The 24454-nt window shown below is 67.4% G+C and carries 19 protein-coding genes; 5 read left to right on the forward strand and 14 right to left on the reverse strand.

The genetic code is table 11. The features are described from left to right. Positions 1-159 precede the first annotated feature (159 nt). Entirely contained in the window at positions 160-873 is a 714-nt protein-coding gene (locus AC07NY_RS15045; protein ID WP_494584494.1) for a DNA helicase, read from the forward strand. Positions 874-961: 88 nt separating this feature from the next. Here AC07NY_RS15045 and AC07NY_RS15050 read toward each other — a convergent pair whose 3' ends face one another. Continuing rightward, positions 962-6997 (reverse strand): apolipoprotein A-IV repeat region-like domain-containing protein, encoded by a 6036-nt coding sequence (locus tag AC07NY_RS15050; RefSeq protein ID WP_494584495.1) that lies wholly within the window; start codon positions 6995-6997, stop codon positions 962-964. Between the two features lie 262 nt (positions 6998-7259). On the opposite strand from AC07NY_RS15050, the gene AC07NY_RS15055 reads away from it, so the two are divergent. Together AC07NY_RS15055 and AC07NY_RS15060 are read left to right on the forward strand one after the other, a co-directional pair. Beyond that, positions 7260-7598 carry an Hpt domain-containing protein gene (locus AC07NY_RS15055; protein ID WP_494584496.1) on the forward strand — a complete coding sequence of 113 codons (339 nt, stop codon included), beginning with the start codon at positions 7260-7262 and terminating at the stop codon, positions 7596-7598. Between the two features lie 85 nt (positions 7599-7683). Then, positions 7684-8004 (forward strand): 2Fe-2S iron-sulfur cluster-binding protein, encoded by a 321-nt coding sequence (locus AC07NY_RS15060; protein ID WP_492284079.1) that lies wholly within the window; start codon positions 7684-7686, stop codon positions 8002-8004. Positions 8005-8014: 10 nt separating this feature from the next. On the opposite strand, the gene AC07NY_RS15065 is transcribed toward AC07NY_RS15060, so the two are convergent. Continuing rightward, positions 8015-8137, reverse strand: coding sequence for a hypothetical protein (locus AC07NY_RS15065; RefSeq protein WP_494584497.1), 123 nt, complete (start codon positions 8135-8137; stop codon positions 8015-8017). On the opposite strand from AC07NY_RS15065, the gene AC07NY_RS15070 reads away from it, so the two are divergent. Next, on the forward strand, positions 8136-8543 hold the full coding sequence (locus AC07NY_RS15070) for a universal stress protein (RefSeq protein ID WP_492284077.1): 408 nt from the start codon (positions 8136-8138) through the stop codon (positions 8541-8543). The two genes, AC07NY_RS15065 and AC07NY_RS15070, sit on opposite strands and share 2 nt — an antisense overlap. Positions 8544-8546: 3 nt before the next feature. On the opposite strand, the gene AC07NY_RS15075 is transcribed toward AC07NY_RS15070, so the two are convergent. From AC07NY_RS15075 to xdhA, 10 genes are all read right to left on the reverse strand, one after another. Continuing rightward, positions 8547-9155, reverse strand: coding sequence for a hypothetical protein (locus AC07NY_RS15075; protein WP_494584498.1), 609 nt, complete (start codon positions 9153-9155; stop codon positions 8547-8549). Beyond that, positions 9152-10327: a vWA domain-containing protein gene (locus AC07NY_RS15080; protein WP_494584499.1), complete on the reverse strand. Its 1176-nt coding sequence runs from the start codon at positions 10325-10327 to the stop codon at positions 9152-9154. Before AC07NY_RS15080 ends, AC07NY_RS15075 begins: the two co-directional genes overlap by 4 nt. 144 nt (positions 10328-10471) lie before the next feature. Beyond that, positions 10472-10771, reverse strand: coding sequence for an HU family DNA-binding protein (locus AC07NY_RS15085; protein ID WP_492284740.1), 300 nt, complete (start codon positions 10769-10771; stop codon positions 10472-10474). A gap of 294 nt (positions 10772-11065) precedes the next feature. Then, a complete protein-coding gene (locus tag AC07NY_RS15090) occupies positions 11066-12145 on the reverse strand; it encodes a BMP family ABC transporter substrate-binding protein (protein ID WP_494584500.1) in 1080 nt (359 codons plus the stop codon). 30 nt (positions 12146-12175) lie between these two features. Next, positions 12176-13099 (reverse strand): ABC transporter permease, encoded by a 924-nt coding sequence (locus AC07NY_RS15095; protein ID WP_492284073.1) that lies wholly within the window; start codon positions 13097-13099, stop codon positions 12176-12178. Further along, positions 13096-14160 carry an ABC transporter permease gene (locus tag AC07NY_RS15100; protein ID WP_494584501.1) on the reverse strand — a complete coding sequence of 355 codons (1065 nt, stop codon included), beginning with the start codon at positions 14158-14160 and terminating at the stop codon, positions 13096-13098. Before AC07NY_RS15100 ends, AC07NY_RS15095 begins: the two co-directional genes overlap by 4 nt. Then, positions 14153-15697 (reverse strand): ABC transporter ATP-binding protein, encoded by a 1545-nt coding sequence (locus AC07NY_RS15105; RefSeq protein WP_494584502.1) that lies wholly within the window; start codon positions 15695-15697, stop codon positions 14153-14155. The genes AC07NY_RS15100 and AC07NY_RS15105 overlap by 8 nt, the downstream gene beginning before the upstream one ends. Beyond that, complete coding sequence (gene xdhC, locus AC07NY_RS15110) at positions 15681-16523, reverse strand: xanthine dehydrogenase accessory protein XdhC (RefSeq protein WP_494584503.1); 843 nt, start codon at positions 16521-16523, stop codon at positions 15681-15683. Before xdhC ends, AC07NY_RS15105 begins: the two co-directional genes overlap by 17 nt. After that, positions 16520-18862: a xanthine dehydrogenase molybdopterin binding subunit gene (gene xdhB / locus AC07NY_RS15115; RefSeq protein WP_494584504.1), complete on the reverse strand. Its 2343-nt coding sequence runs from the start codon at positions 18860-18862 to the stop codon at positions 16520-16522. Before xdhB ends, xdhC begins: the two co-directional genes overlap by 4 nt. After that, positions 18855-20345, reverse strand: a complete 1491-nt coding sequence (gene xdhA, locus AC07NY_RS15120; protein WP_494584505.1) for a xanthine dehydrogenase small subunit — start codon at positions 20343-20345, stop codon at positions 18855-18857. Before xdhA ends, xdhB begins: the two co-directional genes overlap by 8 nt. Positions 20346-20462: 117 nt before the next feature. Between xdhA and guaD the strand changes: the two genes are divergently transcribed. After that, entirely contained in the window at positions 20463-21788 is a 1326-nt protein-coding gene (guaD, locus tag AC07NY_RS15125; RefSeq protein WP_494584506.1) for a guanine deaminase, read from the forward strand. A gap of 83 nt (positions 21789-21871) precedes the next feature. Here guaD and AC07NY_RS15130 read toward each other — a convergent pair whose 3' ends face one another. Continuing rightward, entirely contained in the window at positions 21872-22729 is an 858-nt protein-coding gene (locus tag AC07NY_RS15130; protein WP_494584507.1) for a D-amino-acid transaminase, read from the reverse strand. Between the two features lie 112 nt (positions 22730-22841). Then, positions 22842-24437, reverse strand: coding sequence for a peptide ABC transporter substrate-binding protein (locus tag AC07NY_RS15135; RefSeq protein WP_494584508.1), 1596 nt, complete (start codon positions 24435-24437; stop codon positions 22842-22844). Positions 24438-24454: the final 17 nt, after the last annotated feature.

A 24454-nucleotide genomic window follows, 5' to 3' on the forward strand; every position in this document is an offset into this window, starting at 1 on the left:
CCACGCCTGCGCTAGATTCTGATTCCGGCTCGGCCCGAGCCTCCCCCCTCCAGCCGGGGAAGCATCATCATGCAGGGCATTCCGACGACCTGACCGACTGTCCGGGCATCACGCATGAGGAGGGATTGCGCCAGCTGCTCGCGATAGGAGGTTCACGTCATGAATTTGTCGGCCCCGATCCATCAGTTGAAGCGCAAGGCCAGGCTCATGAGCCGGGCGCAGCGCATACCGCTCCATGCCGCGCTCGATCGCATTGCGGCTGAGGAAGGCTATCGCAGCTGGAGCCTGCTCGCGGCGAAGCTGCCGGGAATGACGTCCGTTCGCGCGTTGTGGCCGCTGCTGGAGCCGGGCGATCTCGTCCTGATCGCGGGGCGGCCGGGACAGGGCAAGACGCTGGCGAGTCTCGCCTTGCTCGCGGAAGCCATGCGGGCCGGGCGTCACGGCGTGTTCCTGACGCTTGAATACACGCCGGCCGACGTGCTCTCCCGGCTGCATGCGATCAAGATCGAACCGGAGGAATTCGCCGGCCTGTTCGACTGCGACTGTTCCGATGCGATCAGCGCGGACTATGTCGTTGCGAGGTTGGCGGACGCATCGCGCGGCACCGTGGCGGTGATCGACTACCTGCAACTGCTCGACCAGCGCCGCGACACGCCGGAGCTGGCTCTGCAGGTGAGTATGTTGAAGGCGTTCGCGCGGGAGAGGGGGCTGATCCTCGTTTTCCTCTCGCAGGTCGATCGTTCCTATGAAGGCGCGGGCAGGCCATTCCCCGAGATCGCGGATGTGCGATTGCCCAACCCGCTCGATCTCTCCCTGTTCGACAAGACCTGTTTCGTGAACCGCGGCGAGGCGCGTTTCCAGGCTGCGGCTTAGGAGGCCATCGGCCTCTCGACAGCACCCCACCAAAAGGAAAGGCCGCCCTTGCAGGCGGCCTTTCCCGTTTCGACAGGGATAGTGGCGCTTACTCGAAGCGTCCGCTGGCATGGGCCAGCATCGTGTAGACCTTGCCGGTCTCCGAGGTCAGGTAGGTCTTGGCCACCATCGAGTCGCGGTCGTCCTTCGCGGCTTCGCCGAGCAGGCGCTCGAACTCCTCGATATAGCGGTCGACCGTGTCCTTGAACTCGGCGTCGCGGCGATACTTGCGGCGCATCTCGTCGAAGGTCTGCTGGCCCTGCAGCGTGTAGAGCCGGCGGGTGAAGACGTTGCGCTCGCCGCGCTTGTAGCGGTCCCACAATTCGACGGCGGCGTCATGGTCGATCATCCGCGCGATATCGACGGAGAGCGAGTCGAGCTTCTCGATCGAATGCGTCGTCGGCTTGCTCGGCTCGGGCTGCTTGTCCTCGCGCGAGGCGCGGGTCAGCAGGTCCGAAAGCCAGCCTGCCTTGGCTGGCTGCTGCTGAGCCGGCTCCGGCTGGCGGCGCGGCGCTTCCTGCACCGTGGCCGGGCGGCTCGGCACAGTCGCGGTCTCGATCCGGACGGTCGTGCGCGGCGCGGCAGGCTGCGCGGGCTCGCTCGCCGCATCGATCGACGGCCGCAGCAGGGGTTCCTCAGGGGCAGGCGCAGGCTGCGGGGCCGGCGTGAACGCCTGGGCAGGCCGCGTCGGAGCCACCGGGGCAGGGGCGGCGACGGCGGCAGCCGCGACCGGGCGCCGGGTGGCGGCATGGTCGATCGGCAGCGAAACGTCGCCACGGCGGCCGGAGCGCGTCACGATCTCGGTGAGGTCGTTCAGCGCCTTGATCTGCTCGGCCACGACCCGGCGCATGGCCGAGGTCGATTCCTGGGCCTCCGCCGGCAGTTCGAGCACGCCGCGCTTCAGTTCGGCGCGGGTCGCCTCCAGCTCGCGCTGAATGTCGCCGGTGATGCCGCGCATGTCCTGCGCCGCCTTCTGGAAGCGCTCGGTCACCTTGGTGATCTCGCCGCCGATCTCGGTCGAGACCTGGGCATAGGCCAGGCGCAGGGCTTCCGCCGTGCGCTCGCGCTCCTGGCCGGTGGCCGAGCGGATGGCCTCGAACTGCTGGGCGATCGCGTTCGTCGTCGATTCCGCCGAGTCGGACAGAACCGTGCCGATCTGGCGGGCGCGCGCTTCGGCCGTGCTGAGCGAGTCGTCGATCAGCGAGGCGAAGGAGCGGGTGATCGACTCGACATCGTCGGTGCGGTTGGCGATCAGCCCGTGCAGCTGCTCCAGCGCATCGCGGCGCTCGGCCAGCGCCTTGCCGACGCGGCCCTCGATTTGCTCCAGCCGGCCGGCGACGGCGTTGAGCGCCGCGCTGCTGGCCTGGGTCGCCTCGTTGAGCGAGGTGCCGCGATCGTCGAGCTGGCCGATCAGCGCGGTCGTCTCGCGCAGCGTGCCTTCCGAGAAGCTCTTCAGCTCGGCGATCTGCGCCGTGACCTGCTGCGAGGCCGAGCCGGCCTCCGCCATCACGGTGCCGATCACGTTCTGCAATTCGCCGACGCGGGTCGACAGGCTGTTCTCGACGGCGGCGAGGTTCTTGTTCGCGCCGTTGACGATCTGCTGCATCAGCTTGTTGGCCTCGCCGAGGCGTCCGAGCATCCCGCCGAGCTCCTCGCGCAGCTGCTCGTTGGTGCCGACCAGCGCCTCGATCGACTGGCGCGAACCGGCTTCGAGCGTCTCGCGCAGCGCGTTGGACGAAGCCTCCACCGCGTTGGTGATGACCGCGCCGCGATCGCGCAGGCCGGCGACGATGGCATTGCCGCGGCTTTCGAGCGCGCGCACCACCGTTTCGCCGACCGTGGCGAACTCGGCGGCCAGCGCTTCGCCGCGCTCGTTCAGCGCCTCGACGGCACCATTGCCCTTGGCGTCGAACACGGCGCGCAGGGTCTCCACACGCTCGTCGAGCGACTGCGTGAGGGTCTCGCCCTGGCGGCCGATGAGCTCGACGAGGCCGTGGCCCTTGGCGTCGAAGGCGGCGCGCATGGCGTCCGTCCGCTCGTCCAGCGAATTGCTGATGGCCACGCCCTGGCGTTCCAGCGCCGTGACGATGCCGGCGCCCTGGCCCTCGAAGATCGCGCGCAGCTGCTCGGCGCGCTGGTCGAGCGCGCCCGAGATCGCGTCGCCGCGGCGGCCGAGCGCGGCGACGATGCCGAGCCCGCGATCGTCGAACAGGGTGCGCAATTGCTCGGCGCGCTCGGTGAGCGCCGCAGCGATCGCCTCGCTCTGCCCGGCGAGCGCCGAGACCATGCCGCCGCCCTGGTCGTCGAAGAGGGCGCGCAGTTCCTGCGCCCGCTCGGCAAGAAGCGTAGCAATCGCTTCCGAACGGCCCTGCAGCGTCGCGGCGATCTCGTCGCCGCGCGTGTCGAGCGTGTTCGAGACGGTGTCGAGCCGGCCGACGACGCGCTCCTCGAAGCGCGCGACGCTCTGGTCGAGCGTATCGGCGATCTGGAGGGCGCGGCCGCCGAGCGTCGCATTGATCGTGTCGGCCTTGTCGCTGAGCGTGCGGGTGAGCGATTCGCTCTTGGAGGTGACGACCTCGCCGATCTCGTCGGCCTTGGCTGCGAGCGCGCGGGTGACCTCGCGTCCGCCTTCGGCCAGCACGCGGGCGATATCGACCGTGCGCTCGACCAGCGCCTCGTTGAGGGCGGTGGCGCGCGAGCCGAGGCTGCCGTCCATGCGGGCGATCAGGCTGTCGAGCGTGCCGGCGATCTCGGCGCTCTTCGTGCCCGAGCGGTCCTCGAAGAGCTTGATCTGGCTTTCCATCGCCTCCGCCGCCTCGCGGGTGCGGCTGGCGAGCAGCTCGGCCGCTTCCAGCGCGCGGGTGCCGGCCTTGTCGGCCAGCATGACGCTGTCTTCGGAGATCAGCTTCTCGACCTGCGCGATGCCGGAATGGAGCGCGGCCGTGAGCTGCTGCGCGTCGCCTGAGATCTTGGCGGTCAGGACGCCGCCCTGGACGACGATGAGGTCCTCGAAGGCGCCAAGACGCGCGGCGAGCGCGGTCTCGACGTCGCGGCCCTGCGTATCGAACAGCGTCGAGAGCGCGGCGAGGCGCCCGCCGAGCGCCGCCTCGATCTCGTGTCCGCGCTCGTCGAACAGCTTGGTCAGCGCGTCGTGGCGCAGCGCCAGCGCCTCGTTCAGCGCCTGGGCGCGGCCCTCGACCGAACGCAGCATCGACTCGGCATTGGCCGAGAGCGCCTCGTTGACGCGCCCGCCCTGCTGGGTCAGCGCCAGCACGATCTCGCGGCCGGTGCCGGCGAGCAGGGTCCGCGCGTCCTCGGCATGGACGGTGAAGGTGTCGCGCAACCCTTGCGTCGCCTCGGAGACGCGGTCGGCGACATGGCGGCCGTCGACATTGATCGTCTCGGTGAGCGTGCGGGTCGCCTCGGTCATGCGGCGCGCCAGATCCTCGCTCTGCTCGCCGAGCAGGGTGTGGACCTCGCGGCCGGTGCTGACGAGGTCGCGCACCATGGTCTCGCGCTGCTCGCCGAGCAGGGCGCCGACCTTCTCACCGGTCTCGCTGACGCTGGCGAGGAAGCCGGTCTGCTGCTGTTCAAGGGCGTTCTGCGCCGCCTCGATGCTGCCGGTGATGCGGGAGGCCAGCGTCGCGCCGCGCTCGTCGAGCTGCTGGTCGATGCTGGCGCCGGTCTCGGCGAGGCGGGAGATCAGCGCGTTCGAGCGCTCCGCCAGGATGCCGTGCACCGAGCGGCCGACATCGGCGACGCGGCTGGCCAGCGCCTGGCTCTCGTTGCCGAGCAGATCCTTGATCTCGAGACCGGCCTGCGAAACCTTGACGGTCATCGCGCCGGCCTGCTCGTCGAGCAGGGCACTGACGCGCATGCCGGTCTCCGAGAGGCCGGAAAGCAGGCGCTCGCTTTCGCTGCCGACGACGGCGCTGACATCATGACCGGCCTGGGTGAGGCGGCTGACGAGCAGTTCGCTCTCGTCGCGCAGGCGCGTCTCGACGGTATTGACCGCGCCCGAGACGCTGGAGACCAACGCTTCGCTGCGCTCCGACAGGAGCTTGGCGACATCGGCGCCGGCGTTGGAGACGCGCGCGACGGTGGCGTCGCTGTGCTCGCCCATCAGGCTGGCGAGGCTGCGGCCGGCTTCGGCAACGCGCTCGACGACACCGTCGCTCTGTTGGCCGACGAGGTCGGCGAGTTCGCTGCCGGCGCTGGAGACGCGGTCGACGAGCTTCTCGGCCTGCTGGTCGAGCAGGGTGTGGACGGTCTGGCCGGTCTCGTTGAGGCGGTCGACGAGCTTGCCGCCCTGCTCGGTGAAGAGCCCGTTCACCTGACCCGCGACATCGGTGATGCGGCCGGTGAGGGTGTCGCCATGCTGCGCCACGGACTCGCTCAGGGACTGGCTGGCGTCGTTGACGCGCAGGATGATCGCCTCGCTGCGCTCGCGCAGCACGTCGTCGACGGTGCGGGCGGTCTCGTTGAGGCGGCTGACCAGCGTGTCGCCATGGGTGCCGATCAGGCCATGGACGCTCTCGCCGACCTCGGTGAGGCGGCTGGCGATGGCTTCGTTCTGGCGGTTGAGAAGGCTGTTGACGCCGCGGCCAACCTCGGCGAGGCGGGTGGTGACGCTCTCGCCCTCGTCGGAGAGGGCGCTGCGCAGCGCTTCGCCGGATTCGGCCAGGCGCGCCTGCAGGGCCTCGCTCTGGCTTTCGATCTGCGCGACCATGGTGCGGCTGCTGGCCTCGAAGCGCTCTGCGGCTTCCGTGCCGCGCGCCGAGATGTCGCGGGCGAGCGTCTCGCCGGTTTTCTTGAGCAGTTCGTTGACGGTTTCGACGCGGCCGGTCAGCGTCTCGGCGACCTGGTTGCCGGTCTCGCTGATGGCGCGGGTGACGTCCTGGGCACCGGTGGTCAGGCCCTCGGTGAGAACCGCGCCGGTGCGTTCCAGCGAGCTCGCGATTTCCTTGGCGCGGCCGTCGAGCATGTCCGACAGGTTGCCGCTGGCGCCGGCCAGGCGCTCGGAGACTTCGCCTGAGGTGATCTGCAGGCGCTCGACGAGGTCGTGGCTGCGGCCGCTTATCTCCTCGATCATCTTCTCGCCGGCGCGGCCAAGCGCCTGCGTGATCTGGTCGCCCTTGGCGCCGAGCGAGCCGGTGACGCGGTCGCCGGCCTGCGAGACGGCTTCCGCGATGGCGCGGCTGGCGCTGTCGAGGTCCTTGGCAAGCCCGTCATGGGCGCCACTGATCGCGAGCTTCACGCGCTCCGCATTGCCGACCACGGCCTCGCGCTGGGTAACGAGTTCGTCGATCAGCGAGCGCAGGCGAATCTCGTTATCGGCATAGGCGCGTTCCAGCGTCGAGATTTCGCCGCGGACGATGGTTTCCAGCTCTCCGGCGCGCGCAACCGCACGCTCGATGCCGTCGCCCATGGCGGCGACCTCGCGGCGGATGGTCTGGCTCAGCGACAGCACGGAATCGGCGCCGGCAACCTCCGGCTCGGCGAGGCGCAGCGCGACCTCGGTCATGGCGCGCGAGATCAGGCGCATTTCCTGAGTGCGGCGATAGAGCGCCGCCAGCACAAAGAAGAACACGACCGGCGCGCCGATCGAGAGCGCGAGCAAGGTCCATTCGCCGATGCCGAAGCTGGCGACGGGTTCAGGCAGGCCGTTGCTGAACGAGCCATAGCGGCCGAGTAGGACGAAGGCGGCGCCGCCGAGCCAGGCGAGCGAGGCGAGCGCTGCGAACCAGTAGGGCTTGCGCGACGGGCGCACGGCGAAGGCCTGGACGAGCGAGCTCGAATCCCGGCGGTCATCATTGGCGACGCGGCTGGTATCGGGCGCGATCGCGGCGCGCGGCGGCGCGGGCTGCTGCTGGGCGGGAGCGGCAGGCGCGGGCGGGATCGCGGCCGGAGCCGGCTCGACGCGCGGCATTTCGAGCTTCAGGTCGTTCTCGCTGGTCGTGGGTAGCCGGGGCTCGGTCTCGACCGGCGTGTCAGTGCCGTCCTTGGGTTGGTCAAGGCGGAGCGCCTCTTCGATCGCCGACATCGCAGCTTCAGTGGGATCCTGGAGCTTCTTGGGTCGATTCATCGTTGCCGCCTCGCCACGCTACTGAACATGGGCGCGTATGGTGATCTCCGCCGCCCCATGCCGCCTCTGGCCGGGTGAACGGAGACACTGCGCCCATCATTTACCAATTGGAAGGGTAGTGGACCCCTGGAGCCTTGGAAACCCATTTGACCGCGCGATTCACAAACGTCGTTAACGCCTCGTTTACCATCCGGGCGCTTCCTGAAGGGCATGAGACCGGCCGATGCGGCGATTTGATGACCCGTTTTGAAGAGTTCCCGACATGACCGAGAAGGCCATCGATTTCGCCTATCTCTCCAGCCAGACCGCCGGTGACCACGAGCTTGAGCGCGAATTGCTCACGCTCTTCGCCCAGCAATGCGTCGTCCACCTGCGCGCGATCCATGGCAGCGCGGACCGGCAGGCCCGGATGGATGCGGCCCACACCTTGAAGGGCGCGGCCCGCGCCGTCGGCGCCTGGCAGGTCGCCGAGGCTGCCGACCGCATCGAGGAGAGCTTGGCCGGGTCGCAGCAGCAGGCAAGCGAGAGCGCGCTCGATGCGCTTGCCCTGGCTGCCGCCGAGGCGAGGGCGGTCATCGCCCGCTTCGACTGCGCCGCCTGAGCGGGTGGCTGCGGCGCGAAACCCCGTTCCGTGCCGCTTTGAAATGCTCTAAGCGGAGGCCGTCATCGCGCCGCCGGAGTCCTTCATGCCGAATATCACCTTCATCGACGCTCAGGGCGAGAGCCGCACCGTCGAGGCCGAAGCCGGCTCGACCGTGATGGAGACGGCGATCCGCAACGCGATCCCCGGCATCGAGGCGGAATGCGGCGGCGCCTGCGCCTGCGCTACCTGCCATGTCTATGTCGACGATGCCTGGACTGCCGCTGTCGGCCCTGCCGAGCACATGGAAGAGGACATGCTGGACTTCGCCTTCGACGTCCGCCCCAATTCGCGCCTGTCCTGCCAGATCCGCATCCGCGACGAGCTCGACGGCCTGATCGTCCGCACGCCCGAGCGCCAGGGCTAGCCCTGCCGATCTAGTCCGGCGCGCGGCGCTGCGACGCATCCCGCATTTTGCGCTGGATCATGGCGCGCGTACTGGCAAACTCCATGATGGTTTCGAAACCAGCCTTGGAGGATGCGATGTACAGATCGATCATGGTCCCCGTTGATCTCGCCGAAGCCGATCTCGCCCAGCCGGCGATCGCGGCAGCCGTATCCTTCGCCAAGATCTCGGGCGGAAAGGTGCGACTGGTTTATGTCCGCTCGCTGATCCCGGTCACATATATGGAATTCGTGCCGGCCGATTTCGATTCCGAGCAGCAGGAGGATGCCGAGGCGAAGCTCGCCGAGATCGCTGCGAAGGTCGATCTCCCGGCCGAGCAGGTTTCGGCCAAGGTGCTGATCGGCTCCGTCCATGGCGAGGTGCTCGCCGAGGCCGATGCCGGCGGGATCGACCTCATCGTCATCGGCTCGCATGAGCCCGGCATGCTCGCCTATGTCATCGGCTCGAACGCCTCGGCCATCGTGCGCCGGGCGAAATGCTCGGTGCTGGTCGTCCGCTGAGCCTCAGCCGGTCCCGCCCGGGACGAGGCTGTCCGGCACCTCGCCGGTCGCGAGTTCACGCGGCCGGTTGAGGCTGACCAATGGCCAGACCTGCCAGAACGAGGCGGCGATCAGCAGGACGCCGAGCAGGCTGGCATTGGTCGCGCCCTGCTGGAACGCGCGCAGCGTGAAGGCTGTCAGCATCAGGACCGAGAGCGCGCCGACGACGGTGACGCCGAGCCAGATCGGCTTCGGCCGCCCGGCGACGAAGCGGGCTTTGGGATTGGCCCGCGCGATCGCGGCCGCCAGCGCCGTGACGAAGCGGTGGTAGCGCGGATCGTCACGGTCGAGATCCGTCAGCGAGCGCCAGGACAGGTTGCCGAAGGTCACGGTTCGGCCGTCGCTGAGCCTGAGCTGCGTCTTGTAGCCCTTCGACGAGATGTTGCCGGGGGCATAGACGAAGCGCACCTGCTCGACCGCGCTGAGGCGGATGCTGTCGACCCGGCGTGTCCGGTCGACCTCCAGCGTGTCGCCGTCGAGCTTGTAGCCGATCTCGAAGCCGACAGGCTTCGGCCGCTGGCGCCAGCTCGGCGCAGGGCCGTCATCGTCTTCGTTCATGACAGTATTGGTCACCGCGCCAGAACCTTCATCGCGCCATCGAGCCCGTCGAGCGTCAGAGGGAACATGCGCCCGCCCATCAATCCGCCGATCTGGCGGATCGACTGGGTGTAATTCCAGAGATTCGGCTGCACCGGGTTGAGCCAGACCGATTTGGGGAATTTGGTCGCCAGTCGCTCCATCCAGACCTCGCCGGCTTCCTCGTTCCAGTGCTCGACCGAGCCGCCGGGCATCGCGATCTCGTAGGGGCTCATCGAGGCGTCGCCGACGAAGACGAGGCGGTAGTCGGACGGATAGGTCCGAAGCACGTCCCAGGTCGCGATCTGCTGATCGTGCCGCCGCCGGTTCTCCTTCCAGACCCGCTCATAGGGGCAGTTATGGAAGTAGAAATGCTCGAAATGCTTGAACTCGGCCCGCGCCGCCGAGAACAGCTCCTCGGCCAGCTCGATATGCCAGTCCATCGAGCCGCCGACATCGAGGAAGAGCAGCACCTTGACGGCGTTGCGGCGCTCGGGCCGGAGCTGGACGTCGAGATAGCCGTGCTTGGCCGTCTCGGAAATCGTGGTGTCGAGGTCGAGCTCCTCGGCCGCGCCGGTGCGGGCGAAGCGGCGCAGGCGCCGGAGCGCGATCCGCATGTTGCGTACGCCGAGCTCTCGCGTGTCGTCGAAATCCTTGAACTCGCGCTTGTCCCAGACCTTCACCGCCCGGAAGTTGCGGTTCTTGTCCTGGCCGATGCGGATGCCTTCGGGATTGTAGCCATAGGCGCCATAGGGCGAGGTGCCGGCGGTGCCGATCCATTTGTTGCCGCCCTGATGGCGGCCCTTCTGCTCGTCGAGCCGCTGCTTCAGCGTCTCCCAGAGCTTCTCCCAGCCCATCGCATCGATCTGGGCCTTTTCCTCGTCGGTCAGGAATTTCTCGGCGAGCTTGCGCAGCCATTCCTCGGGAATGCCGGCTTCCTCGATCGCCTGCTGCAGCGTCTCCATGCCCTTGAACACCTGGGCGAAGACGCGGTCGAACTTGTCGAGATGGCGCTCGTCCTTCACCAGCGTGGCGCGGGCGAGATAATAGAACTCGTCGACCCTGTGTTCGGCGAGATCGGCCTCCACCCCTTCGAGCAGCGTCAGATATTCGCGCAGGGTCACGGGGACCTTGGCGGCGCGCAGATCGGTGAAGAGGCGAAGGAACATGAGACAGCGTCATTCTCGGGCGGAGCGCAGCGTAGACCCGAGAATCTCGTCGAAGAGATGCTCGGGTCAAGCCCGAGCATGACGACGAGACACAAGCAGCGTCCGCGTTTCATGCGCGAACGCCGCTCGATCCCGATGATGGCCTTACGCCACCGCGTCGGCGAGGTCCTTGGTGACCTTGAACTTCACGACGGTCTTGGCAGGAACCTTGATGGTCGCGCCGGTCGAGGGGTTGCGGGCCTCGCGGGCTTCGCGCTTGGCAGCAGAGAGCTTGCCGATGCCGCCGAGGGTGACGTCGTCGCCCTTCTTCAGGGTCTTGGCGACGGTCGTGCCGAGCGAGGCCAGGATGGCCGAGACGTCGGCCTTGGTCTTGCCGGTCTCTTCGGCGATGGCGGCGATCAGTTCGTTCTTGGTCATGAAATCCTCCTTGAGAAGGTTGTTCAGGCGTCGCGTGCTCGATGACGGCCGTTCATGCTCGTTTCCGGCATGAGCGGCCGCGGCACATGGGTGCCATTCGCGGCGCGCAACTCACGCAGTTGCCACGGCTAACGCGGAAAGACGATGCCCGCGGCGGTAGATACGCACAGGAAACGGCTTCGTTCCATCGGATTCAGGCGAGAACGAGCCCAATTTAGAGCCATGACAGGCTTTTGCGGTCGAATTGACCAATCGTCAGGTGCCGGAGCCGGCGAATCGCTGCGGCGGGGACGGGCCGCCGCCGCAGCGAAAGTGTTGAACTCAGGCCTGGATGCCGTCCACGTACCAGTCCATCTTCGAGAGCAGTTCGTCGCTGGCCGTCTCGCCCGCCTTGAGGCGCACGACGCCCTTCTGGTCCTTCAGCTCGCCCGTGAAGGGGTGGAGCGTGCCGGCGATGATGCCCTTGGTCACCTCGTCGGCGGCGGCGCGGGCCGCGGGCGTGACCGCGTCGTTATAGGGCGCGATCTTGACCATTCCCTCCTTGAGCCCGTGCCAGACGGCGCCGGTCTTCCAGGTGCCGTCCATGGCCTCCTTGACGCGCTTGATGTAGTAGCCCGACCAGTCGTCGACGATGGCCGAGAGATGGGCCTTCGGCGCGAAGGACCTCATGTCCGAGGCCTGGCCGAAGGCGAAGACGCCACGCTGCTCGGCCGCCTGGAGCGGGGCGGCGGAATCGGTGTGCTGGGTGATCATGTCGGCACCCTGGTCGATCAGCGCCTTGGCGGCATCGGCCTCCTTGGCGGGGTCGTACCAAGTCGAGCACCAGACGACCTTGGTCTTGAAGTTCGGGTTCACCTTGCGGGCGGCGAGGTGGAAGGCGTTGATGCCCATCACGACTTCCGGGATCGGGAAGGAGGCGACATAGCCCGCCTGGCCGGTCTTCGACATATGGCCGGCGATGGTGCCGATCACGGCGCGGCCTTCGTAGAAGCGCGCATCGTAGGTCGCGACGTTCTCGGCCCGCATGTAGCCCGTAGCGTGCTCGAAATGGATCTTCGGGAACTGCTTGGCGACCTGGATCGTCGGGTTCATGAAGCCGAAGGAGGTCGTGAAGATCAGCTGGTTGCCGGCCTGGGCGAGCTGGCGGATGGCGCGGGCGGCGTCCGGCCCCTCGGCGACGTTCTCGATGAAGCTCGTCTTGATCTTGGCGCCGTATTCCTTCTCCAGCGCCAGCCGGCCCTGGTTATGCGTCCAGGTATAGCCATGGTCGCCGATCGGGCCGACATAGACGAAGCCGACGCCGAGCGGGGCTTGCGCCGAAGCGCCGCGGCCGAGGATCGGCAGGGTGGAGGCGGCGGCCGCACCGAAGGTCAGCTTGCGGCGGGTGATGATGCTGGTCATTACGAGAACTCCCCGTTGTGAGTTGCGGCGTCAGGACGCCGAGAAGGGTTTGCCGAGGCAGGCGGGCGCGTCGAGCCGGCCGGTCTTCCGTCCTAGCGACATCATGGTCAGAACTGCAATCGTCGCAAGGTAGGGGGCCATCGCCAGAACCTCCGGCGCGAGCCAGGTGACGCCGGCCGCCTTGAGCTGCAGTTCGAGCGTCATCACGGCGCCGAAGAGATAGGCCCCGAGCAGCAGGCGCCCCGGCTTCCAGGCCGAGAAGACGACGAGGGCGAGTGCGATCCAGCCGCGGCCGGCTGTGAGGCGGTCGGCCCACATCGGCGTCAGCGCCAGCGAGAAATAGGCCCCACCGAGCCCGGCCAAGGCGCCACCGAAGGCAACCGCCGCATAGCGGATGGCGACGACCGGATAGCCGATGGCGTGGGCCGAGGCATCGTTCTCGCCGACGGCGCGCAGGATCAGGCCCGGCCGCGTCCGGCGCAGGAACCAGCTGACGCCCGCGACAAGCGCAAGCGAGAGATAGATCAGGATGTCGTGGCCGAAGATCACCCGCAGGATCGGATGCTCCGACAGCGCTGCCGGAAAGACCGGCTGGAGCCGCGTGATCGTGCGCCCGACGAAGCCCGCACCGATCAGCGAGGAAGCGCCGATGCCGAAGATCGTCAGCGCGAGCCCGGTCGCGACCTGATTGGCGGTGAGCGAGAGCGCGAGCACGGCGAAGACCATCGAGGCGGCGATGCCGGCGGCCATCGCCGCGACGAGGCCGATCCCGGTGCTGCCGGTCGAGAACGCGACGGCGAAGCCAGCGACCGCGCCGCAGAGCATCATGCCCTCGACGCCGAGATTGAGCACGCCCGCCTTCTCGGCGACGAGCTCGCCCAATGCGGCCAGCAGCAGCGGCGTCGAAGCCGCGATCAGGGTCATCAGGATGGAGGCGAGCATGGCGGAGGTCATGCCGTCCTCCGCTTGAAGGCGATCCGCCAGCGCACCAGAACGTCAGTCGCAAGCAGCATGAACAATAGCGTCGCCTGGAAGAGGCCGGTCGCGGCCTGCGGCAACCGGACGGTCGATTGCGCGATCTCGCCGCCGACATAGGTGCCCGCCAGCACGATGCCGCCGAAGACGATACCGAGCGGATTCAGCCGGCCGAGGAAGGCGACGATGATCGCGGTGAAGCCGTAGCCGACGGGGAATTGCGGGGTGAGCTGTCCGAACGGGCCGGCCGCCTCGAACAATCCGGCGAGGCCGGCGAGCGCGCCGCTGATCAGCAGCGTCGCCCAGGTCGTGCGCGCCGCGCTGAAGCCGCCATGGCGGGCCGCGGCCGGCGCGAGGCCGACGACCTTGATCGCGTAGCCCGCGGTGGTCTTCTCCATCAGCAGCCAGGCGACGACCGCGAGCACGAGCGCGGCCGGGATGCCGAGATGGACGAGCGTCCCCTCCAATACCGTGGGCAAAGTCTGGTCTGCCGTGAACATCCGTGTCTGCGGGAAGTTGAAGCCGCCCGGGTCCTTCCACGGGCCGCGCACCAGGAAATACAGGAACTGCACGGCGACATAGGTCAGCATCAGGCTGGTCAGGATTTCGCTGACCTGCAATTTCACCCGCAGGAAAGCCGGGATCGCGGCCCAGGCCATGCCGCCGAGAATGCCGGCCAGCACCATGGCGGGCAGGATCCACCAACCCGTCATGTCATAGGTGAGAAGCGCGACGCCGGTGCCGGCGATGGCGCCCATGACGTATTGCCCCTCGGCGCCGATATTCCAGACATTGGCCCGGAATCCGATGGCGAGCCCTAGCGCGATCATGACGAGCGGCGCGCCCTTGACCCCGATATCGCCCCAGCGTTGCGGCTCCAGGAACGGCGTCAGGAAGATGCTCTCGACCGCGTGGAAGCCGTCATAGCCCATGGCGGTGAAGACGATCATGCCGATCAGCATCGTGAGCCCGATCGCGATCAGCGGGCTCGCTAGCAGCATCAGCGTGCTCGGCTCGCGGCGGCGGCGCCATTCAAGCATGGGCCGCCTCCGCGCCGTGGACGCCGCCCATCATCAGGCCGATCTCGTCGATGCCGAGGCTCGCGACCGGGCGCGGCGCCGAGAGGCGGCCCTCGTTGATGACGCAGAGCCGGTCGGCCAGTTCGAGCAATTCGTCGAGATCCTGCGAGATCACCACCACCGCTGAGCCCTTGGCCGCGAGGTCGACGAGCTCCTGCCGGATCGCGGCCGCCGCACCGGCATCGACGCCCCAGGTCGGCTGCGAGACGACGAGCACCGCCGGCTGCTGGCCGATCTCGCGGCCCATGATGAATTTCTGCAGATTGCCGCCCGATAGCGAGCGGGCGAGCGCGGCATTGCCGGTGGTCCGGACGTCGAAGAGCTTGATCACGCCATCGGCGAAGCGCTTCACGCTAGCGCGGCTGATGAAGCCATGCGGTGCCAGCGGCAGGCGATGGCGCGCCGTCAGGATGCCATTGTCGGCCAGCGAGAAATCCGGCACGGCGGCGTGGCCGTTGCGCTCTTCGGGCACACAGGCGAGGCCGAGCGCCCGGCGCGCGCCGGCACCTTCCAGGCCGACGGCTTTCCCGTCGAGCTTGATCGCTTCGGCATGGGTCGCGAGCTGCTCGCCCGAGAGTGCGGTCAGGAGTTCGGCCTGTCCATTGCCCGCGACACCGGCGATACCGAGGATCTCGCCGGCCCGCGCCTCGAAGGAAACGTTCTCCAGATCGGTGCCGAAGGGCGGCTCTCCCGGCAGAGACAAACCTTTGACCTCCAGCCGGACCGCACCGGCGCTCGTCGCCTTGCCGTGCTCGATCTTGCGCAGTTCGGCGCCGATCATCAGCTCGGCCATGCGTTTGGTGGTCTCGACCTTGGGATCGCAGGTCGCGACGACGCGCCCACCGCGCAGGATGGTGGCGCTGTCGCAGAGCGCTTTGATCTCGTGCAGCTTGTGCGAGATGTAGAGGATCGAGCAGCCCTCAGTCGCGATCTGGCGCAGCGTCGCGAACAGGCGCTCGACCTCCTGCGGCGTCAGCACCGAGGTCGGCTCGTCCATGATCAGCAGCTTCGGCTTCTGCAACAGGCAGCGCACGATCTCGATGCGCTGGCGCTCACCGACCGAGAGCGTATGGACCTCGCGCTCCGGATCGAGCGGCAGCGAATAGGATTGCAGGATCGCGGCGACGCGGGCTTTCAGGTCCTCGCGGTCGACGGCCTCGTCGAGCCCGAGTTCGATGTTCTCGATCACCGTCATCGCGTCGAACAGCGAGAAATGCTGGAAGACCATGCCGATGCCGAGCTTGCGCGCGGCCTTGGGCGAGGGGATCGAAACGGGAGAACCGTTCCAGGAGATGGTGCCCTCGTCGGCCTGCTGGACGCCGTAGATGATCTTGACCAGCGTCGATTTGCCGGCACCGTTCTCGCCGAGCAGGGCGTGGATTTCGCCAGGTTGAACGCTCAGGCTGATGTCTTCATTGGCTTTGACGCCGGGAAAGCTCTTCGAGACATGGGCGAGCGCCAGCCGCGACGGCACGTCCTGCTCACGCGGCTGATTCATGTCGCGAACGTCTCCCTTTCGCCGGCTCCCGGCGGCCAAGCAAGCAACGCACCAGCTCGGCCGCCGTCAAGGCCGCGATCACTTCCGGGCGCTTGTCGTCCACATCCGAACCGCCGATCGGGCAGGTCAGGCGCGTGAGCGCCTCGCGCCGCCCGCCGCTGCGCAGGAAGCCGGATTCGAAACGGGCGCGCTTCGTAGCCGAGCCGATCATGCCGACATAAGCCGCATCGCCGCGCGCCAGCGCCGCCTCGGTCAGCCGGTAGTCGAGCGCGTGGCTATGCGAGAGCACGACGAAGGCAGCCTTGGCCGGAGCGCTCGCAATCGCATCGACGGGATCGGCCATGCGGATGCAGGTGACGGCGGCTGGAAGCCCGCTCATGACATCGTCGCGATCGTCGATCAGCGAGACCGAGACGGGCAGGGGCGCCAGTGCGTGCGCCAGCGCGCGGCCGGTATGGCCTGCGCCGAAGATCAGGACCGGCGGCCGCGCCGCGGCTTCCGCCTTCTCGCGGGCGCTGAACAGGGCGATTTCCGCTACGCCGGCATGGCGCAGCGAGACACGCACCCGCCCGCCGCAGCACTGCCCCATCTGGGGGCCGAGCGGGATATCGAGCAATTGATCCTCGGCATTCTCGCTCAGCATGTGCCGGGCGATGTCGATGCAGTGGAATTCGAGCTGCCCGCCGCCGATCGTGCCAGCGATGGCGCCGGGGCTGACGGCCATGCAGGCGCCGGCCTCGCGTGGGGTCGAGCCTTCCGCCGCCTCTATCCGGACGAGGACGATACCGTCGCGCTGATGGGCGGCGAGGAAGGCGGCGAGGCTCATGGCGCTGCCTCCGCCCTGACCCGCTCGACCGCATCGAGCACCCGTTCCGGGGTCGCCGGCGCGTCGACGCGTGGGCAAACCCGGTAGTCGCCGACGCTCGCCACCGCATCCGACAGCGCGTGCAGCACCGAGATCGCCAGCATCAGCGGCGGCTCGCCGACGGCCTTGGAGCGATGGATCGTCGGCTCGCGGTTCGGCGCATTCTCCAGCAGATGCACGTTGAAGATGCGTGGCCGGTCGGAAGCGACAGGAATCTTGTAGGTCGAGGGGGCATGGGTCCAGAGGCGGCCCTTCCTGTCCCAGACCAGCTCCTCGGTGGTGAGCCAGCCCATGCCTTGCACGAAGCCGCCCTCGATCTGGCCCTTGTCGATCGCCGGGTTCAGCGACTGCCCGCAATCATGCAGGATATCGACGCGCTCGACCTTGTACTCGCCGGTCAGCGTATCGATCGCGACCTCAGCCGCGGCGGCGCCGTAGGCGAAATAGTAGAACGGGTGGCCGCGCCCAGCCTTGCGGTCCCAGTGGATTTTTGGCGTCGCGTAGAAGCCCGTCGCCGAGAGCTGGACGCGGGCCATATAGGCGGCGGCGATCAGTTCCCTGAAGGCGATCTCGCGAGCGCCGATTTTCACGCGTCCCGGCAGGAAGGCGATGTCCTCCGCCTCGACCTGCCAATGCTTCCCAGCGAATTCCGTCAAGCGCTTCTTGATCGTCTCGCAGGCATCGAGCGCGGCCATGCCGTTGAGATCGGAGCCCGAGGAGGCGGCGGTGGCCGAGGTATTCGGCACCTTGCCGGTCGTCGTCGCGGTGATCTTGATCTGGTCGAGCCCGATGCCGAAGGCGTGGGCCACCACTTGCGCCACCTTGATATAGAGCCCTTGGCCCATCTCGGTGCCGCCATGGTTCAGCGCGACCGTGCCGTCGGTATAGACATGGACCAGCGCGCCGGCCTGGTTGAACCAGGTCGCGGTGAAGGAGATGCCGAACTTCACTGGCGTCAGCGCAATGCCGCGCTTGATGACGGGGCTCGCCTTGTTGGCCTCGCGGATCGCCGCCTTGCGCGCCTGATAATCGCAGCGCCGCTCCAGCTCCGCGATGACGTCGCCCGCGATATTGTCCTCGACCGTCTGGTGATAGGGCGTGACGTTGCGTCCGGCGCCGCCATAGAGATTGCGTCGGCGCACCTCCAGCGGATCAAGCCCGGTCGCATAGGCGACCTCCTCGATGAAGCGTTCGGCCCCGACCATGCCTTGCGGCCCGCCAAAGCCGCGAAAGGCGGTGTTCGAGCAGGTGTTGGTGAAGAGCGGCTCGGAGCGGGCACGCACCGCCGGATAGAAATAGCAATTGTCCATGTGGAACAGGGCGCGGTCGGTCACCGGCCCCGACAGATCGGCGTTCCAACCGCAGCGCGCCGCATAGACGGCGTCGAGCGCGTGGATGCGGCCGTCATCGTCGAAGCCGATCTCGTAATCGCAAACGAAATCGTGGCGCTTGCCGGTGATCGCCATGTCATCGTCGCGGTCGGGCCTTAGCTTCACCGGCCGCTTCAGCCTGCGGGCCGCGATGGCAGCGACGCAGGCGAAGAGATTGGCCTGCGTCTCCTTGCCGCCGAAGCCGCCTCCCATGCGCCGGACCTCGACGGTGACCGCGTGCGAGCCGACTCCGAGCACGGCGGCCACCATGTGCTGGACTTCGCTCGGATGCTGGGTCGAGACCAGCACCGCCATGTCGTCGTCCTCGCCGGGGATGGCCAGCGCGATCTGGCTTTCGAGGTAGAAATGCTCTTGGCCCCCGATCGTCATCGCGCCTTTCAGCCGGCGCGGGCTCGCTGCCATGGCGGCTGCGATCTCGCCGCGTTCCAGCTTGAGCGGGGCTGTGACCAGCTTCCCACCGGCTTGGCGGGCGGCGGCGATGTCGATGAGCGGCGTTTCCTCGGCATATTCGGCCTTGGCCAGCGCCGCGGCATGACGCGCCTGCTCACGCGTTTCGGCGACAACGGCAAAGAGCGGCTGGCCGTGGAACAGGACGGCCTCGGTCGCGAAGACCGGCTCGTCACGCAGATGCGTCGAGGAGATGTCGTTCGCGCCGGGGATATCCGCCGCCGTCAGCACGGCGACGACGCCCGGCGCGGCGCGAACCGCTTCCAGATCGAGCGAGAGCAACCGACCATGAGCGATCGTGCTCGTGCCGAGATAGGCGTGCAGCAATCCCTCGGGTGCGGCGATGTCGTCGATATAGAGCGCTTCCCCCGCGACATGCTTAGGCGCGGAATCATGGATGCGGGAGCTACCGAGAGGGCCGCTCTCCACCGGGATATCGAGCTTGCGGCGTGCGTCAGCCATGGGCGGCCTCCGCCAGCAGGCCGGCGACCCGCGTTTGCGTCTCAGCCTGCGTCGTCTCGATCAGGAAGCGGCGCAGCAGGTTGCCGGCGATCTTGAGCCGATACTGCGCCGAGGCGCGCATGTCGTCGAGCGGCGTGAAATCCTGTGAGAGGGCAGCGATGGCCGCCGTGACTGCCGCCTCGTTCCAGCGTTGACCGACAAGCGCAGCTTCGGCCGCCGCCGCGCGCTTCGGGATGCCGGCCATGCCGCCATAGGCGAGGCGGGCTTCGCTGATGCGCCCGTCGCTACCGAGCGTCAGCCGGAAGGCGCCGCAGACGGCGGAGATATCCTCGTCGAAGCGCTTCGAGACCTTGGAGACGTGGAACAGCACGCCCTCCGCCAGCTTCGGCACCAGCACCGCCTCGACGAATTCGTCGGGGCGCCGGTCCTGCTTGCGGTACTCGATGAAGAAGCTGTCGAGCGGGATGCTCCGAGGCTCGATCCCCGTCCCGCCGCGCCTTGCCAGCACCAGCGTCGCGTCGAGTGCGATCAGGGCTGGCGGCAGGTCGCCGATCGGCGAGCCATTGGCGACGTTGCCGCCGATCGTCCCGGCATTGCGCACCTGCTCGCCGCCGAAGCGGCGCATCAACTCGTCGAGCTGTGGCGAGAGGGCAGCGAGCGCTGTGCGGACGTCGATGTGACCAGCCATCGCCCCAAAGCGCAGATGATCGCCTTCGTTGCTGATGGCGCGCAAAGCTTCGATCCGCCCGAGATAGATGACGGGATCGAGACGCTTCATCGCCTTGGTGACCCAGAGCCCGACATCGGTCGCGCCGGCGACAAGAGTCGCCTGTGGGTGTGCCGCGACGAGTTCGGCCAGTGCTTCGATTGTCGCGGGCGCATAGAAACTCCCGCCATCGCCTTGCAGGGCCAGCGTCTCGGCATCGTTCAGCGCTGCAAGCCGCGCGGCGACGACCTCCCGCTCGCGCAGGAAAGGGTCTGCGTCCCGCGGCGCGATCTCGTTCATGCGGCGGCCGGCGGCGATGATCGGCTCGTAGCCGGTGCAGCGGCAGAGATTGCCGGCGAGCGCGTCCTCGATGCGGCCGGTGTCCGGGGCCGCCTCGTTGAGTCTCAGCGCCAGCAGCGACATCACGAAGCCCGGCGTGCAGAAGCCGCATTGCGAGCCATGGCATTCCACCATCGCCTGCTGAACCGGGTGAAGGCTGCCATCCGTGCCCTTCAGGTGCTCGACGGTGAGCAACTGGCAGCCGTCCAGCGTCGGCAGGAAGCGGATGCAGGCATTGATCGCCTCGTAGCGCAGCTGCCCGCGATCCAGCCGGCCGACGACGACAGTGCAGGCGCCGCAATCGCCCTCGGCGCAGCCTTCCTTGCTGCCGGTCATGCGCTGGTCGAGGCGCAGCCAGTCGAGCACGGTCAAAGTCGGATCGCAGCGGTCGATCTCGACCAGCCTGTCGCCGAGCAGGAAGCGCAAGCTCTCACGCATCCTGCCCGCCCCATTTGCAAAGCCAATTCATGCCTCCAGATTAGGCATGATCTGCGCTTGGCCGGAAGCTTCGATTTGGTGCAGATGTGATGTGGAATTGTGCCGGAGCTGCCCGACGTGACTGCACCAACCGCCTTGCGCGCGCTACGCGGCCGCCTGCTCTGGTTCGTCGATGACCCGCAGACTGCCGGCGAATCGGCGCATCGCTTCATCGAGGATGGGCTGCTCGTCATCGAGAACGGGCTGGTCAAGGAGGCCGGCGAGGCGCGGGAATTGCTGCGGACGCTGCCGGTCGATGCCGAGATCGTCGACCATCGCCCTCATCTGATCATGCCGGGCTTCATCGACGCCCATATCCACATGCCGCAGACCCAGGTCGTTGCCTCCTATGGCGCGCAATTGATGGAGTGGTTGAACAAATACACCTTCGTCGAGGAGCAGAAGCTCAGCGAACAGGGCCATGCCGAGAAGCTCTCGCGCTTCTTCCTCGATGAGTTGCTCGCTAACGGCACGACCACGGCGGCGGTCTATGCTTCAGTCCATCCGCAATCGGCCGAGGCCTTCTTCACGGAATCGCAGCGCCGCAACACCCGCATGATCGCCGGCAAGGTGATGATGGACCGTAACGCGCCGGAAGCGCTGACCGACACGGCCGAGAGCGGCTATCGCGATTCGAAGGCGCTGATAGCGCGTTGGCACGGCAAGGGCCGGCAGCTCTATGCGATCACGCCGCGCTTCGCGATCACCTCGACGCCCGAGCAGATGGCGGCGGCCGGGAAGCTCGCGGCCGAGCATCCCGGTTGCCATGTCCAGACCCATATCGACGAGAACCGGGCCGAGATCGCCTTCGCCCGCGAGCTCTATCCGGAAGCTGCGGATTACGCCGACATCTATCGCGGTTTCGGACTGCTCGGCCCGAAAAGCCTGATGGGCCATTGCATCCACATGACCCACAATGAGTGGCAGGCCTTTGCGGAGACAGGGGCGGTCGCGGTGTTCTGCCCGACCTCGAACCTCTTCCTCGGTTCAGGGCTGTTCGACTGGGCTCATGCGAGACAGCGCGGCGTCAAGGTCGCGGTCGCCACCGATATCGGCGGTGGCACCTCCTATTCGATGCTCAGGACCATGGCCGAGGCCTACAAGGTGCTGCAATTGCAGGGGCAAAGCCTGTCGGCTTTGGAAGCCCTGCATGCGATCACGCGTGGCAATGCCGTGGCGCTTGGCCTCGATCATTGGGTCGGCAGCTTCGAGCCCGGCCGCGAGGCGGATGTCGTCGTGCTCGATACGGCTGCGACGCGGGCGATGGCGCATCGCATGGAGACGGTGCGCGATCTGGCGGAGGAGCTCTTCGTGCTCGTCACGCTGGGCGACGAGCGCAATGTCGCCGCGACCTATGTGATGGGGGAATTGGCCGCCGGCTCGTCATTCTCGGGCGGCGTGTAGCGCCGACCCGAGAAACTCATGACGAGAAAGCTGGTTTCCGAGATGGTCGGGTCAAGCCCGACCATGACGGCTGTTGGAGTGCCTCAGCCCAGCACGCCGCCCTTGCGGGCGTAGTCGATATAGATTTCGCGCAGGCGCAGCGCGGTCGGGCCGGGCGCGCCGTTATGGATCGTGTGGCCGTCGATCGTGGTCACCGGCATGACGAGGCTGGTCGCGGAGGTGATGAAAGCCTCCTCGGCGTCGAGCGCCTCTTCCAGCGTGAATTCACGCTCTTCGAAGCTGAAGCCGGATTCGGCGAGATAGGCCAGCACCGCCTTGCGGGTGATGCCCGGCAGCACCTTGTTGGAGAGCGGGCGCGAGATCAGCGTCTTGCCCTTGACGATCCAGGCGGTGGAGGAAGCGCCTTCCGTCACCACGCCGTCCTCGGTGAGCCAGGCCTCCTGCGCGCCATTTTCCAGCGCGAACTGCTTGGCGAGCACGGGGGCGAGCAGGTTGACGCTCTTGATGTCGCGGCGGGCCCAGCGCAGGTCCGGGGTCGAGACGACCTTGATGCCGGTCTTGGCCGTCGGCGCATTCACGAAGTTGCGGGCCTGGGTGAACATCACCAGCGTCGGCTGGACATCCTTCGGGAAGGGAAAATCACGATCGGATGCGCCGCGCGAGACCTGCAGGTAGATGCCGCCCTCGTCGAGGGCGTTGCGCTTGATCAGCTCCTCATGGATCGCGACGAGCTCGGCCTTCGACCAGGGGAGGCTAAGACGGATTTCGCCGCAGGAGCGCTCGAGCCGGGTGAGATGCGCCTCGCAATCGACCAGCTTGCCGCCGATCACCGCCGAAACTTCGTAGATGCCGTCGCCAAAAATGAAGCCGCGGTCGAAAACGGAGATCTTGGCCTCTTCCTCGGGAAGATAGGCGCCATTGACGTAGACGATGCGGCTCATCGATGCGGACTCGCTGATTGGAAGGGAACGCCGGACCTTCCTAGCGAAGCTTGGCGCCGCTTGCGAGCCTCAAGGCGGGGAAACGGCCCGGCGTCTGATGCAGGGCCGGCGTTCAGGCCTTCAGGCTCAGGAACCGCGTCGGGATCGCGCCGCGCAGGTTCTGCTCGAAGCCCGAGAGCTTCGGCGAGACCAGGTTCTTGGTCGAGTAATGCAGCACCGGGATCCAGGGCTCCTCGCGGATGACGATGCTGTCGGCTTCACGCAGGATCGCGGCGCGCCGGGCGATGTCGAGTTCCTCGGCAGCGAGCTTCATCAGCGCATCGAATTGCGGGTTACGGTACTTGCCGATGTTGAAGCCGGCATTGTCGCTCTCGAACAGGAAGAGGAAGTTCTGCGGGTCGGAATAATCGCCGATCCAGCCGTAGCGGGCGACGTCGAAATCGCCGCCGTCGCGTAGATAGGCGAAATGCGTGCGGAAATCGGTCTCGACGAAGCGGGTCTCGACGCCGATGGCGCGCCATTGTTCCGCTATTGCCTCGGCGGTGCGGCGGTTGTTGTCGGTGGTGTTGAAACGGAATTCGACCTGGAGCGGCACGCTGCCGAACCCGGCCGAGGCGAGCAGGCGCCTGGCTTCGTCCTCGCGCTCCAGCACCGAGGCATGGCGGAAATCGAGTTCGGCGCGCTCGCCGTAATTGCCGATATGCGGGGGGATCACGCCATAGGCCGGCAGCATCGTCCCACCCCAGATCCGGTCGGCGATGAATTCGCGGTCGATCTGCAGCGAGAGCGCCCGCCTGACACGCTCATCGTCGAAAGGCGGCTTGGCGCTGTTGATGATCAGGAAATAGGTCGCAAGATAGGGGCCGATGCGCACCTGATCGCCGAGCTTCTCCTTCAGGCTCTTGAACTGGTCGGCCGGGATGTCGGTGGTGAGATGCAGTTCGCCGGCCTGGAAGCGTCGCGCGGCGGCCGCGAGGTCCGAGGCCGGATAGAAGATCACGGTGTCGATCTTCACTTCAGTGGCTGCATGGAAATGCGGGTTGCGGTCGAGCCGGATATGCGAGTTCGGCGCGAACTCCCTGAGCATATAGGGGCCGTTGGTGATCCAGTTCTCCGGCCGCCCGGGCTCCTGCGCCGCCCTGGCCGTGCTCGCCTGATGGACGGGCAGGGCGCTCTGATGGGTGAGCAGTTCGAGAAGATAAGGCGTCGGCCGCTCCAGCGTGATCTCCAGCGTGCCCTCGTCGGGCGCGCTGACGCCGAGCGTCTCAAGCGAGGAGCCGGCGGCGGCCTTGTGGATCGCCTCGGCATTGCGGATCGGGAAGAGCAGGTTGGCGTATTTCGCGCCGGTTTCGGGATCGATGATGCGGCGGAAGGAATAGACGAAGTCCGAGGCCTTGACCGGGTCGCCGTTCGACCATTTGGCATTGCCGCGCAGCTTGAAGCGCCAGCTCTTGCCGTCCGGGCTCATCGTCCAGCTCTCGGCGACGCCGGGCACGACCTCGCCCTTCATGTCGTGGATGACGAGGCCCTCGCGCAGATCGCGCAGCAGATGGGCTTCCGCGACGGTCGAGGTCTTGTGCGGATCGAGCGTCTCGGGATCGCCGTCATTGCCGCGGTGGAAGACGATGCGGCCCTGCGCCGCGGCGCGGGTCGCGGCCAGGATGGCGGCGAAGGCCAAAGGGACATGGCGGCGCGTGACGTCGAGCATGGCAACCTCCCTCAGCC

It is taken from the genome of Allobosea sp. GW821-FHT09G06 (assembly GCF_059416005.1).